We start from the raw sequence: 13,292 nt of genomic DNA on the forward strand, positions 1-13,292 counted from the left end.
CTTCGAGACGCGCTACGCGCTCCTCAGGATGACGGATGGCGTCCTACCGCGCATCCTCCAAAATCATGTCGGATGCCTTCTCCGCGATCATGATCGTCGGCGCATTGGTATTGCCCGACATCAGGTCCGGCATGACGGACGCATCGACCACGCGCAGACCTTCGATGCCGCGCACCTTGAGCCGCTGGTCGACCACCGCGAGCGGATCGTTGCCCATCCGGCAGGTCGAGGTCGGATGATAGACCGTGCTGCCGGTGCGCCGGCAGAAATCGAGCAGGTCGTCGTCGCTGACCACCGTGGCGCCGGGATCGACCTCGCCCACTGAATAGGATTTCAGCGCCGGCGCGGCCAGGATCTTGCGCAGGATGCGGATGCCGTCGATGAAGGCGCGGCGATCGGTCTCGGTCGCCAGATAGTTGATGCGGATTTCCGGCGGCACGCCCGGGTCCGCGCTTCTGATCTTCAGCGAACCGCGGCTCTCCGGACGCAGCTGGCAGACCGAGGCCGTGAAGCCCGAGAACGAATGCAGTTGCTCGCCCATCTTGTCGGTCGAGAACGGCAGGAAGTGGATCTGAATGTCGGGCGAGGCCAGCCGCGGGCTGGTCTTGAAGAACGCACCGGAGGTGCCGGCGGCGATCGTCAACGGCCCCTTGCGCAGCGCCGCATAGCGGAGGCCCGCCATGACGCGGCGCACGGGATGATTGATGACGTCGTTCAGCGTGACGGTTTGCGCGCAGCGCGTGACGATGCGGACCTGCATGTGATCCTGCAGATCGTTGCCGACGCCCGGCGCATCGAGCACGATGTCGATGCCGTGCTGCTTCAACAGATCGGCGGGGCCGACGCCGGAGAGCTGCAACAATTGCGGCGAGTTGTACGCACCGCTCGATACCAACACCTCCTTGCGCGCCTTGGCCTTGCGCAATTGCCCATCCTGCTTGTAGGCGACGCCGCTCGCGCGCTTGCCGTCGAACAGGATGCGCTGCGCCAGCGCCGAGGTCTCGACATGAAGATTGCCGCGCGTCAACGCCGGCCGCAGATAGGACCGCGCTGTCGAGGCGCGCCGGCCGCGCCGCGTCGTGGTCTGGAAGAAGCCCGCGCCCTCCTGGGTCGCGCCGTTGAAATCCGGATTGGTGGGAATGCCGACTTCGGCTGCGGCATGCACGAAGGCCTCCGACAGCGGATCATGATGCCGCCAATCCGACACCGGCAGCGGGCCGCCGGCGCCGTGATAGGTGTTGGAGCCGCGCTGCTGATCCTCCGCCTTCCTGAAATAGGGCAAGACGTCGTCATAGCCCCAGCCGGCATTGCCGCGCTGGCGCCAGCGGTCATAGTCCTCATGCTGGCCGCGCACATAGAGCAGGCCGTTGATCGAGCTGGAGCCGCCGAGCACCTTGCCGCGCGGCTGAAACACCTGCCGCCCGTTCAGGCCCGGCTCGGGCTCGGTCTGGTACATCCAGTTGACGGATTTTTCCTTGAACAGCTTGCCGTAGCCGAGCGGCACATGGATCCAGATGTTGCTGTCCTTCGGTCCGGCCTCGAGCAGCAGCACCGAGTGCTTGCCGTCGGCGCTCAGGCGGTTGGCGAGCACGCAACCGGCCGAGCCGGCGCCGACGATGACGTAATCATACTCCGCCGCATCATTATTGTTGTTCACTGGTTCCCCCCGGAATTTCTTTCTTCCGGTGGTACAGACAAAGCGCAGCCTTGAAAAGGCTAGTGCCCTGCGCTGAGGTTCTGGAGCAGTTGCCCGACAAGCATATTGAGCTCATCGGCGCCGCCTGCGGCGCCGAAGACGTAGCGGTCGGGCCGCACGATGACCGCCGCGGCGCCATGTTGCCGCATCCAGTCAGCGAACAGCCCGTCGTGCTCGACCACAGTCAGGATATCGCCTCGAACGGCAGTTTCGCCTGACGTGGCGATGACGACGCGCTCGCCTGACAGACGCTGCCAGGCGGCAGCGGACGCATCCGACAGCCACGCCATCGGCTCCGCCGCCGTCGTCACGATCGCGAATTCCGGCTGCAGCAGATCGTCGAGCCGGCACGTCCGCCCATCTGCCGCGCGCACATGCGGCTGCACGAACAGCCGCCCGGCAAGCGCGGCATCGCGCGCGATCAGGCCGGAGACGAGATCGGGGATGAATTTCTGCCTGATGGTTTCGGCCTTGCCGGCCTTCAGGTCGGCGCGCAGCCGCATGTCGCGTTCGACGGCGGCCACCGGATCGAGCTCGCCGATGATCTTGCCGAATTCCTTGGCGCTGGCGACGACGGCGCGGACATGCGGCTTGCGCTCGATTTCGTAACTGTCGAGCAGCGCATTGCCGGCGTCGCCACGAAGAACCAGCCGCAACTTCCAGGCCAGGTTCACCGCATCGCGGATACCCGCGCACAGCCCTTGCCCGAGGAACGGCGGCGTCTGGTGCACGGCATCGCCCATCAGCAGCACGCGGCGGTCGCGCCAGCGCCGGCCGAGCAGCGCGTGAAAGCGATAGACCGCCGAGCGCCAGACCGTGAGGTCCGAGATATCGGTAAAACCCTTGAGCAGCCTCACGACGTTGTCGGGCGCGCCGGCCGCCTCGGGGTCCTCGCCGGGCAGCAGCTTGATCTCCCAGCGCCGCAAATTGCGCGGGCCCGGCACGAAGGTGCCGGGACGCGACGGCCAGCAATACTGAAAGCTCCTGGCCGGCCGCTTGGCGGGATCGCTGGTCAGCGTGTCGACCACCATCCACCATTCATCGAAGGCGAGGTCGTCGAGGCCGATGCCGAGCTGCTTGCGGACGAAGCTGTTGGCGCCGTCGCAGCCGACCAGATAGCGCGCGCGGATCAGGAACTCCTCGCCGGACTCGCGGCGCGCCGTCAGCATCACCGCGCCATCGTCCTGCTGCAGCGCCACGCCCGTGGCCGCAAGGAAAATGTCGGCATGCGGATAGTCGGCGAGCTTGTCGCGCAGCGCCTGCTCGACGTCCGGCTGCACGAAGGTCACGTTCGGAATCCAGCCGAGCGGAAACGGCGGCGGCATCGGATCGAAGATCTTGATGATCTCGCCGTCGACGCCGAGATAGTGCGAGCCGTTATGCGGGGCGATCGCCTGCTCCATGAAATCGCCGAGCCCGATCGCCTGCAGCACGCGCAGCGCCTCGTGGTCGAGCGTGATCGCGCGCGGCTTGTCGTAGATGTCGGCAATGCGCTCGACGACCGCAACGCGCAAGCCGGATTTCGCGAGCAGGTTGGCGAAGATGGCACCGACCGGCCCGAGGCCGACGATGGCCACGTCATGGATGGGATTATCTGCTGACAATGACATGCTACTTCGCGAGGTAGCTCTCGAGCGTCAGCGGCTTCGGCTTCATTTGCGGCTCGCGGATCGCGACACCTTCGAACGGTGTCGCCTCCTCGAACCAGGCCTGCCGCGCCGGCAGCCCCCACGGGAACGCGATCGTGTGGTCGGACGGATCCCAGCCGACCGGCTCGTTCTCGATGTCCATGATCTGGTAGTGCGTGTTGAACAGCTCGACGCGGTGCCCGTCGGGATCGCGCATGTAGACACACATCGCGTGTCCCGGCCCATGGCGCCCGGGGCCGCGTTCAACGGCCGCGCCATAGCCGAGTTCGCCGGCAACATCGCAGGCGTTGAGCAGATGATGAACCTCGGGCGCGAGAAACGCGAAATGATGCAGCCGCGGTCCGGCACCGTTGAAGAACACGATGTCGTGCGGATTGCCCTTGCGCTGCAGGAACACGCCGCGCAGGTCGAAGGTATCAGCCGGCGCGATATACTCGCTGAGCCGAAACCCTGCCGCGGTGTAGAACTCGCACGCCTTGCGCACTTCGGGCGTCAGGACCTGGTAGTGATCGAGCCGCAGCGCCGAGCCGCCGGCATGGCGGGTGAATTTGGTGATCATGCGCGGCTCGACCGGCATGGTCGCGCAGAACTCCAGCGGCGTGCCGGCCGGATCGGTCGCATGCAGGGTGCGGCCCTGATGCGGCACTTCGGCCCAGGCGGCCCGGCATCCCTGCGCTTCGAAGAAGGCCTTGAGCCGGTCGAGGTCATCGTCCTGAAAGACCCGCAGGCCGAGCCGTGCGCAGGCGGCGCCCTCGCCTTTGCGCAACACAAGGCTGTGATGACAGGCCTCCTCGACGCCGCGGAAATAGAGTGCGCCGCCCTCCTCCGCGGTCAGGATCAGCCCGATCACCTTTTCGTAGAACTGCCGGCTCGCCGCGAGATCACGAACGGTCAGGACGACATGGCTGGCCCGCGTGATACGAAACCCGGGATCGTGGTTCGTGGTCGGGAGGCTCATGCACACCTTCTGGTTTTTGCCGTTCGCGGGAACCCGACTCATTGCGAAAAACCCGCGGGGGATCAAGCAGCGCGGCGCGCGGCGAGCTTCGCCGCTCCGTGACCTCGCGTCACGCATTTGTATCGATTTGTTAGCAATGCCTGCCGGTGGAACCGAAGGAGCGGCCCGCCGCGGCACGGTCCGTTCCAATAGTTCATAGTTTGTCAAAGGTTTGCAGAGAATTCTTCGCCACGGCGCCATGGCCAAACCGGGCAGGCAACGTAGTGATGCGTACCCATCTGAGATCATATTTCGCGACCCTGTTCGCGGGCGACCTCGCGGCCTTCGGTGCACCACCGACGGATGAAGCGCTTGCCGGCCACATCCGCGCCGAACAGGTCTCGCTGGTGCTCGGCTATTCGTTCGGCATCATGCTGGCCAACGCCTGCAACGCGCTGGTGCTGGCGATTGCGCTGTGGCAATCGCCGGACTGGGCCTTTGCGCTGGTGTGGGCGGTCGCCGTGGGCAGCGCGGCGCTGTTCTTCGGCTTGCAGGCGCGGGCATCACGCCGCATCGCCAAGCCGCAATTCGTGTCGCGCCGAACCATGTACCGGCTGGTGCGCAATGCGCTGGCGCTCGGGACGGCCTGGGGCGTCGTCCCCGTCGCCTTCTTCGCGAACGCATCGAGCGGCGCCCAGCTCGTCATCACCTGCCTGTGCGCCGGAATGCTGGCCGGCGGCGCCTTCGCATTCTCCACCATCCCGATCGCCGCGATTGCGTTCACCGCACCGATCTTCGTCGGCACCGCGATCTGCCTCGGCCGGGACGGCGATTTCGTCTACCTCCTGATGGCCGTGCTGGTGCTGGTCTATGGTTCGGTGCTGCTGCGCGGCGTGTTCGTCAACGCGTTCGAGTTCAGGCGGCGGATCATCGCCCAGCACGAGGCCGAGCGGACGGTGAGGCAGGATCCGCTGACGCATCTGCCGAACCGCGTCGCCTTCAATGAAGCGCTCAACGGCGCACTGAACCGGCTGGCGCGATCGGGCGAGGAATTCGCGGTGCTGCTGCTCGATCTCGATCGCTTCAAGGAGGTCAACGACAGGTTCGGCCATCCGGCGGGCGACGAGTTCCTGGTCCAGGTGGCGGCCCGGCTGCAGCGCTGCACGCGCGCGGCCGAACATGTCGCACGGATCGGCGGCGACGAGTTCGCCCTGATCATGTCTAATCTGACGCGGCCCGAGGATGCGTTTGCGATCGCCGAACGGTTCGTGGCGGCCTTTGCCGAGCCGTTCCCGATCGATGGGCTGGAGGTCAACCGCACGATCAGCATCGGCATCGTGCTGGCGCCGCGGGACGGCAGCACGTCCCACGACCTGCTCAAGCATGTCGACATCGCGCTTTACCGGGCGAAGAAATCCGCACCCGGCACCATCTGCTTCTTTGAGGCCAGCGACGACCGGTCGGCGCGCGACCGCCGCGCCTTGCAGCGGGATCTCGAGCACGCGATCGAGGCGGACGAGCTGTTTCTGGTCTACCAGCCGTTCCTCGACATCCGCAAAGGCCGCGTCACCGGCTTCGAGGCCCTGCTGCGCTGGCAGCATCCGACGCGCGGCCTGATTCCGCCCACCGTCTTCATCCCGATCGCCGAGGAAAGCGGTCTGATCCACCAGCTCGGCGAGTGGGTGATCCGCCGCGCCTGCACGATGCTGTCGCGCTGGCCGGACGACATCCGGATCGCGGTCAATTTCTCCGCGGTCCAATTCCAGAACGTCGGCATCCTGCAGACGATCGTCGACGCTCTGGCCGAGGCGAACGTCGCGCCGAACCGTCTCGAGATCGAGATCACCGAGTCGATGCTGATCTCGAAATACGGATCGGCGCCCGCGATCCTGCACGCGCTGCTCGAGCTCGGCCTGACGGTCGCGCTCGACGATTTCGGCACCGGCTTCTCGTCGCTGACCTATCTGCGCAAGCTGCCGTTCAGCCGCATCAAGATCGATCAATCCTTCATCCGGGACATGCTGACCCAGCCGGACTGCGCCGCGATCGTCAAATCGGTGATCGGCCTCGCGCAGGAGCTGCAGATCGGCGTCGTGGCCGAAGGCGTCGAGACCGCGGATCAGCTCGAATATCTCCGCCAGACCAGTTGCGACGAGGTCCAGGGCTATCTGATCGGGCGGCCGATGTCAGGCAGCGATATCTCCGCACTGCTCGATCACGATCCGCAGCACTCGGTGCACGCGGCGTAACGCCGATCGAATGTCCGCGCCGATCGGCTCGTCAAAGCGCGTCCGACCGATGCAGGGTGTCGACCGTGATGGTGCCGCGGGCGCGCGACACGCAGGCGCAGATCTTGCGGCTCTCCCGCTTCTGATGGTCACTGAAGAAGACGTCGCGATGATCGATCTCGCCGTCGACATCGACCACATCGAGCGCGCAGACCCCGCATTCACCGCGCCGGCAGTCACTCATCACCTCATGACCGGCTTCGTTGAGCACGTCCAGCATCGACCGGTCGCGCGGGATGACGAGCTCGGTCCCTTCACCACTGAGCCGCACGCGGAACGGCTCGCTCGGCAGCAGCCCGCTCGATCCAAAGGTCTCGTAGCGCAAATCGGAGAGCGGGCGGCCGGATGCCTCCCAGGCGCGCCGCGCCGCGTCCAGCATCCGCATCGGGCCGCAGAACAGCGTCATCGTGTCCTGCGGCAGCGCCGCAAAGACGCCGCCGAGGTCGAGCCGCCTGCCTTCGTCGCCGGCATGAACGGTGAGGCGGTCGCCGAGCGCACGCTCAAGCGGTTCGAGATAGACCGCATCGCCGCGCGTGCGCACGGCATAGTGCAGCGTCACGCCGGCGTCGCGGCGGGTCAGCGCCTGTGCCGCACCGACGATCGGCGTGATGCCGATGCCGCCCGCGATCAGGCAGAACTGCCGCCGCGTCCAGTCGAGCTGCACCAGCGAGCTCGGCAGCGTGATGGTGAGCCGCACGCCCGGCGCGAGCGACCACATGTAGCGCGAGCCGCCGCGGGAATCCGCTGCGCGCCGAACTGCGATCCGGTAGCCCTGCGGATCGACTTCGCCGACCAGCGAATAGGAGCGGGTCTGCGGCTGGCCTTCGATGGTGACGCCGACATCGATATGGCTGCCGACCGGATAGGGCGCACCCGTAAAGTTGTCCGGCCGCAGCAGGAATTCTCGGATGCCGGGCGTGAGGTCGCGCACGGCGAGCAGCGTGGCGGATGTCCAGGTCTCGATGAATCGCATGGCGTTCTCCGCTCAGCCGGCTGCCGAATTGATCAGCGCCAGCGCCGGCAGCAGATCGAGATGGCTGCGGTTGCGCAGCGCCAGCCGCAGATTGCGTGCCGCAAGCCTTGCGTGCTCGCGCATGATCGCCTCGGCGCGCGCGCCCTCGCGGTTCTCGATGGCGTCGACCACAATGCGATGGTGATCCTGCGCGATCAGCAGGATCTGGCGCGCCTCGGGCAAGGCCGATTGCGCCATCACGAAGCCGCTCGGCGAGGCGAATGGCAGCGCCGAGGCGCGGTCGATCTGCCGGATCAGCGGCGGGCTGCGCGACAGCTCGGTGAGCAACGCGTGGAAGCGCGCGTTGAGCGCGACATAGGACGAAAAGGCTTCGACCGAAATCGGATCCTGCCGCACCAGACCGTCGATCTCGTTGAGGCATTCCTTCAGCGGCTCGAGATCGCGCGACGAGACGCCGCGCTCGGCGGCGAAGCGCGCGGCCAGGCCCTCCAGCGTGCCGCGCAGCTCGATCGAATCGAGAATGTCCCGCTCGGAAAATGCCTTGACCATGAAGCCGCCGGAAGGGATCGCCTCCAGCAGGCCTTCCTCCTCCAGCCGGACCAGCGCCATCCGCACCGGCGTGCGCGACACCCCGGTGAACTCGACCGCCTGCAGCTCCGAGATCCGCTCGCCGGGCCGCAGGCCGCCGGAGAGAACGAGGTCGCGCAGCGCAAGCTGCGCCCGCACGGTCTGCGACACTGAACGATCGGCTTCGCGTTCCGCCATGGGCTCGCCCCTCGCCTACTCGGCAGCCTGCAGCTGCTGCGGCGGATTTTCCTTCGCCACCATGCGGTCGATGACGCGCCGCGCCCACATTGCGCCGGCGTCGATGTTGAGATTGTAGAACACCCGGTCCGGATTCTCGTCCATCGCGCGCTGCTGCGCTTCCAGGATGATCTCATCCTCATGGAAGATGCCGGCGACACCGTCGCGGATTTCGCTAGTCAGCCGCTGCTCGGTGATGCGGTGATTGCGGACGAAGACCCAGAAATAATGGCAGGTCTTCTCGGTCTCGGGCGTGATCGTGTTCAGCACATAGCCGTTGACGCCCTGCGAACGATCGCCCTCCGGCGCGCCCGAACCGGCCGGCGCGACGCCGACGTCGATGTTGACGGTGCACGGCGCTTCGAAGCGGATGATCTGCCAGCGATCGACCGGGCCCGGCTTCTGCAGCTGCTTGGCCCAGAACGGCGGCGCCTCGATGCCCTTCATCCAGCGCGTCACGGTGACCGTCTTCTCGCCATGGGTGACGTCGAACGGCGCCTCGGCGACCGCATCATTGCCGATGCTCGAGCCGTGCACGAAGGTCTCGTGCGTCAGGTCCATCAGATTGTCGACAACGAGGCGATAGTCGCATTTGACGTGAATGGTCTTGCCGTCGCCGGCCCAGGCCGGATCGTGATTCCAGTGCATGTCCGGCACCAGCGCGGGATCGGCCAGTGCGGGATCGCCCATCCAGAGCCAGATGAAGCGATGGCGCTCGACGACGGGATAGGCGCGGACGCAGGCCGACGGATTGATCGTCTCCTGCGAGGGCATGAAGGTACAGCGGCCCTGCGCATTGTATTTCAAGCCGTGATAGCCGCAGACCACGGCATCGCCATCGAGCCGGCCCTTGGAGAGCGGCACGAGGCGGTGCCAGCAGGCATCCTCCAGCGCCACCACCTCGCCGTCGCCCTTCCGGTACATCACGACATGCTTTCCGCAGATCGTCCGCGGCAACAGCGCGTGCTTGATCTCGGCATCCCAGCCGGCCGCGTACCATGCGTTCATTGGAAAGGGTTTTGGCACTGGTCCGCCTCTCAGCATGAATGAATACGGCATGTATACATTATGTCCAGAGGCGCGGCAATAATCCGATATAAAGGTATTATTATCCGGCACACAGTATACATAAATGCGCCATATCCGGTGGGGAAACAGTGTCGGCGCCGCCTCGAGGGAGAGCTGGCGACAACGTGGTGCGATTTTCCGAGACGATGGAAGAAACAGCCAGGCCGCGCTGGAGGCGGTCAGCGGATCGAAGGTTGGACTCTGCAAGAGCCTGCGCAATTTGCCGGAGGCGCCGGCGCGCGGCCTACGAGTTCGACGCCGCGCGGGTCGAGGCCGACTGAACATCCTTGATGTTGATGACGACGGCGATGCGCTTGATCGTGCCGCTGCGGTAGGCCTGCAGGAACTTGTCGTAGTGCTTGACCGAGATGCAGCCGTTGGAGTCGCCATTCGGTCCGAGCATGTAGCTGTGGACCAAGAGGCCAACGCGCCCGAACGTGTCGCTGCCATCGACCGGGGTCATGCGCAGCGCGGGCACGCCGTGGAACAGCTTCTCGCGCGGCTTCATCTCATAGATGCCGGGCGGCGTCGCGCCTGCGTTGCGGGCATTCACATGCGCCGGGTCGTCGAGCAGATTGCCGAGGCCTGAATGCGCCTCGAACTTGGTGCCGTCGGGCATGTACACGATGCGGCCGGTGATGTCGTAGACCGCCGTCGTGCTGTCATAACCGAGCTTGCCGAGGTCGGGGCTCGGACCGGACAACAATCCATCATTCGGATCGAGCGAGGCCAGCTGCATCTTGCCCGGCATCATGTCGGCAATCTTCTGCAGGAACGTCCGGTTGTCGCCCTGCTGCACCGGCGCCTGTGGCGGTGGCGGTTGATCGTTACGCGCAAGCAGATTGGCCTCAGCCGGCCGCGACCGCGGCATCGGCACGGTGGACGTCGTCGCTGTGGTCGTGGCGGCGACGGACGCCGTCGCCGACTGGCTGGTCGGCAGTTCGGTCTGCGTGTCGCGCAGCTGGCCGGACAGCGCGTCCTCGATCTGGCCGAACTCGGAATTGAAATCGCCGCGGCTCGAACGGAACCCGCGGCGCAGTGGATAATAGAGTGAGGCCGAATTGATCGTGGAGCGCGAGCCGAAGCGATCGTCGAAGTTCAGCGAGGCTGAGGTGTTGGCGAGCGCCGGACCGTGAAGCCAAGCGGTGGGGTCGATGCCGACCATCCAGGCGGCAAGGCCAGACGACAGGGCAAGCGCGCTCACGGCAAACGCCGTGCTGCCCACCAGAGACATGCCGCGGCTCGACTTACGCCGGGCAGGTTTCGTCGTTCGTTGACCCATCAATCCCCAAGTTCGGTGCTCTGGGGCCTGTTACCCGGCCCACCGGGATTCACCGATCACTCATCATATCAGGGAATTAGAGTAAGGCATAATCGAGACAAAGCGGACAACGAGAGGTTTTTTAAACGTTTTTCGGATGGAAAGTGCCAGAGAATCAGCCTTGGGCGGGCTGAATTGACCGAGAATGTCCCGATTCGGGACGATTTCGGCGGATCAGGCGATCTTTTCTTCCCAGAGGGTGAGCACCGGGACCGGCTTCCCGATGGCGTAACCTTGGGCGTAATCGACCCCGATCTGGCGCAGCTCGTCCAGGATCGCGAGGTTCTCGACGAACTCCGCGACCACCTGCTTCTGCATGATCTTCGCGGTCTTGGTGATCATCTCGACCATCGCCCGATCGACCTTGCTGTTCAGGATCTCCTTCACGAACGAACCGTCGATCTTGATGATGTCGACCGGCAGGTGCTTCAGATAGGCGATCGAGGACATGCCGGTGCCGAAATCGTCGAGCGAGAAGCTGCAGCCGATCTCGCGCAGCCGCGCGATGAACTTCTGCGCCTCGTCGAGGTTCGAGATTGCGCTGGTCTCGGTGATCTCGAAACACACCCATGCCGGCGAAACGTCAAGCTGCGCGAACAGCCCGGCGACGAAGTCGACGAAGTCGCCGTCGCCGATGGTGGCGCCGGACAGGTTGATGGCGTAGCTGGCAATCTTGCGCGGCTGGTGCTTGCGCTCGGCGATGATCTCGAAGGCGCGGCGAACCACCCAGCGGTCGATCAGCGGCATCAGCCCGTAGCGTTCGGCGGCGGGCAGGAAACTGCCGGGCGGCACCAGCGCGCCGCTCTCGTCGCGCAGGCGCAGCAAGAGCTCGCGCCGGTCGTTGCCCTTCAGCACGCCGTTCACCGGGCGGATCTCCTGCTCGTAGAGACAGAAGCGTCCCTCATCCAGTCCCTTGCGAATGCGATTGACCCAGCTCATCTCGGCAACGCGCACGGCCATGCCGGTGTCGGACGGGCGGTGCTCCTGGACGCGATTGCGTCCCTTGTCCTTGGCAAGGAAACAGGCAACGTCGGCAAGCCGCAACGCGTCCTGCACACCGGCGCTGTCGGCCAGCCCGACCAGGCCGATGCTCGCGCTGATCCGGAAGCTCGACCCCTCATAAATGAAGTTCGACTGCTCGATCACCGCCCTGACCCGCTCCGCAACGTCCGCAGCGACGTCGTGCGTCGCGGAGCCGTCGTCACGCAGCAGAATGCCGAACTCGTCGCCGCCAAGACGCGCGACGAGGCCGCTGCCGCCGACTTCGGTCGCCAGCAGCCTTGCCACCTGCTTCAGCAACCGGTCGCCCGCCATGTGGCCGCAGGTGTCGTTGACGATCTTGAACTGATCGAGATCGATCAGCATCAGGTCGGCGCCGACGGCCGGCGAGCCCGACATCGCCTTGTGCAGTTCGAACTCGAACTGCCGCCGGTTGGCAAGGCCGGTGAGCGCGTCATGCGAGGCAGCCCACGCCAATTCCTCGACCAGCCGCCGCTCGGCGGTCATGTCGTGAATGATCATGACGCGGCCGGCCGGTTCGCCGGCATGCACGATCGGGGTCTCGACCACCGAGACCGGCACGCTGGAGTGGTCCGGCCGCACCAGGAGCTGCGGCCGGCTTTCGTCGTCGGCGTCGAACGATCCGCGCACCGGCTGTTCGGCAATGTTGAACAGCGACGCCAGCGGCCGTCCCGTCACCTCCTGCCCTGCCGCGATGAGCCGCTGCGCGGCGGCGTTCATGTAGTCGACCCGATCGTCCTGCGTCGTCACGATGACGGCATCGCCGATCGACGCCAGCGTGAGCTGGGCGCGCTCCTTCTCGACCGCGAGCGCGGTCTCGGCAAGCCAGCGCCGCCACAGCATCCGCCGCGTGTGGACCAGCACGATGGCGGCAAGGCAGGCCGCGATCACGAGGTTGACCAGCAGCAGCAGCGCGGAGACCTGACGCGACGCCTTGCCCAGATGGTCGGAGAAATCGACGGCGAGCGTGCTCAACGCGGCGTCCACCGTACCGATCCGTTCGGCCCAGTGCCGGATGGTCGCAGCCGACGGATCGTGCAGCGCGACGTCGCTCGCCGCCTCGTTCCGGATTTCAATCAGCTGATCGAGCAGCGCATCCGAATTGCGCCATGCCGTCACCGCGCCGGCCACGTGGTGCATCGTGCGGAAATATTTGAACAGCCAGATCAGGCCGCCGATGTCGTCATCATGATTGCCTGCCCTGGCGAAGCCGGCCCTCGCCACGGCGTCATTGTTGCCCGGCGCTTCCAGCGCGCGCCGCGCCGTGCGATCGGCCAGCGGCACCGCGATCGCGGCATCGAACTTCTGCAGATAAAGCGGCGCACCGGTGCTGACATAGGTCTGCAGGTAGTGGATGGCGTCCTTCTGCCCCTTCGACCACATGCTTTCGCCGGCCACATAGGCCCTGACCGCGGACATCACCTGCAGGCTGCCCGCCGACAGGCCGCCCAGCAGCAACACGATGGCCAGCAGCGGTCCCACCACCCGCCACAACGACCGGCTTCGAAACGAAAAGAACATGCCCAATGCGCCCGA

The 13,292-nt window shown here is 65.7% G+C and carries 9 protein-coding genes; 1 reads left to right on the forward strand and 8 read right to left on the reverse strand.

The window, feature by feature from the left end; all coding sequences use genetic code 11:
• Positions 1 to 43 precede the first annotated feature (43 nt).
• Genes I6F38_RS00470 through I6F38_RS00480 form a run of 3 tightly spaced genes read right to left on the reverse strand, consistent with a single transcriptional unit; the run spans position 44 to position 4,303 of the window.
• Positions 44 to 1,657 carry a choline dehydrogenase gene (locus tag I6F38_RS00470; protein ID WP_225158620.1) on the reverse strand — a complete coding sequence of 538 codons (1,614 nt, stop codon included), beginning with the start codon at positions 1,655 to 1,657 and terminating at the stop codon, positions 44 to 46.
• Positions 1,658 to 1,716: 59 nt separating this feature from the next.
• The gene (locus tag I6F38_RS00475; RefSeq protein WP_225158621.1) at positions 1,717 to 3,306 is read right to left on the reverse strand and encodes a bifunctional 3-(3-hydroxy-phenyl)propionate/3-hydroxycinnamic acid hydroxylase; all 1,590 of its coding nucleotides are present in this window, start codon (positions 3,304 to 3,306) and stop codon (positions 1,717 to 1,719) included.
• Position 3,307: 1 nt separating this feature from the next.
• Positions 3,308 to 4,303 (reverse strand): VOC family protein, encoded by a 996-nt coding sequence (locus tag I6F38_RS00480; protein WP_225158622.1) that lies wholly within the window; start codon positions 4,301 to 4,303, stop codon positions 3,308 to 3,310.
• Between the two features lie 266 nt (positions 4,304 to 4,569).
• On the opposite strand from I6F38_RS00480, the gene I6F38_RS00485 reads away from it, so the two are divergent.
• Entirely contained in the window at positions 4,570 to 6,531 is a 1,962-nt protein-coding gene (locus I6F38_RS00485; protein ID WP_225158623.1) for an EAL domain-containing protein, read from the forward strand.
• A 31-nt stretch (positions 6,532 to 6,562) separates the two neighbouring features.
• Here I6F38_RS00485 and I6F38_RS00490 read toward each other — a convergent pair whose 3' ends face one another.
• The 5 genes from I6F38_RS00490 to I6F38_RS00510 form a co-directional block, all read right to left on the reverse strand.
• Positions 6,563 to 7,543, reverse strand: coding sequence for a PDR/VanB family oxidoreductase (locus tag I6F38_RS00490; protein WP_225158624.1), 981 nt, complete (start codon positions 7,541 to 7,543; stop codon positions 6,563 to 6,565).
• 12 nt (positions 7,544 to 7,555) lie between these two features.
• Positions 7,556 to 8,308 carry a GntR family transcriptional regulator gene (locus I6F38_RS00495; protein WP_028338562.1) on the reverse strand — a complete coding sequence of 251 codons (753 nt, stop codon included), beginning with the start codon at positions 8,306 to 8,308 and terminating at the stop codon, positions 7,556 to 7,558.
• A 15-nt stretch (positions 8,309 to 8,323) separates the two neighbouring features.
• Positions 8,324 to 9,373, reverse strand: a complete 1,050-nt coding sequence (locus I6F38_RS00500) for an aromatic ring-hydroxylating dioxygenase subunit alpha (RefSeq protein ID WP_225158625.1) — start codon at positions 9,371 to 9,373, stop codon at positions 8,324 to 8,326.
• A 286-nt stretch (positions 9,374 to 9,659) separates the two neighbouring features.
• A complete protein-coding gene (locus tag I6F38_RS00505; RefSeq protein WP_225158626.1) occupies positions 9,660 to 10,649 on the reverse strand; it encodes a DUF2778 domain-containing protein in 990 nt (329 codons plus the stop codon).
• 261 nt (positions 10,650 to 10,910) lie between these two features.
• Positions 10,911 to 13,277 carry an EAL domain-containing protein gene (locus tag I6F38_RS00510; protein WP_225158627.1) on the reverse strand — a complete coding sequence of 789 codons (2,367 nt, stop codon included), beginning with the start codon at positions 13,275 to 13,277 and terminating at the stop codon, positions 10,911 to 10,913.
• Between the last annotated feature and the right edge of the window lie 15 nt (positions 13,278 to 13,292).

It is taken from the genome of Bradyrhizobium sp. BRP56, assembly GCF_020194035.1.
Taxonomy (GTDB): Bacteria; Pseudomonadota; Alphaproteobacteria; order Rhizobiales; family Xanthobacteraceae; genus Bradyrhizobium; species Bradyrhizobium australafricanum.

Excerpts from the sequence above, each read along its gene's own strand:
- I6F38_RS00475 (WP_225158621.1), bottom strand. The coding sequence starts at position 3,306 with ATGTCATTGTCAGCAGATAATCCCATCCATGACGTGGCCATCGTCGGC.
- I6F38_RS00480 (WP_225158622.1), bottom strand. The coding sequence starts at position 4,303 with ATGAGCCTCCCGACCACGAACCACGATCCCGGGTTTCGTATCACGCGG.
- I6F38_RS00485 (WP_225158623.1), top strand. The coding sequence starts at position 4,570 with ATGCGTACCCATCTGAGATCATATTTCGCGACCCTGTTCGCGGGCGAC.
- I6F38_RS00490 (WP_225158624.1), bottom strand. The coding sequence starts at position 7,543 with ATGCGATTCATCGAGACCTGGACATCCGCCACGCTGCTCGCCGTGCGC.
- I6F38_RS00495 (WP_028338562.1), bottom strand. The coding sequence starts at position 8,308 with ATGGCGGAACGCGAAGCCGATCGTTCAGTGTCGCAGACCGTGCGGGCG.
- I6F38_RS00505 (WP_225158626.1), bottom strand. The coding sequence starts at position 10,649 with ATGTCTCTGGTGGGCAGCACGGCGTTTGCCGTGAGCGCGCTTGCCCTG.
- I6F38_RS00510 (WP_225158627.1), bottom strand. The coding sequence starts at position 13,277 with ATGTTCTTTTCGTTTCGAAGCCGGTCGTTGTGGCGGGTGGTGGGACCG.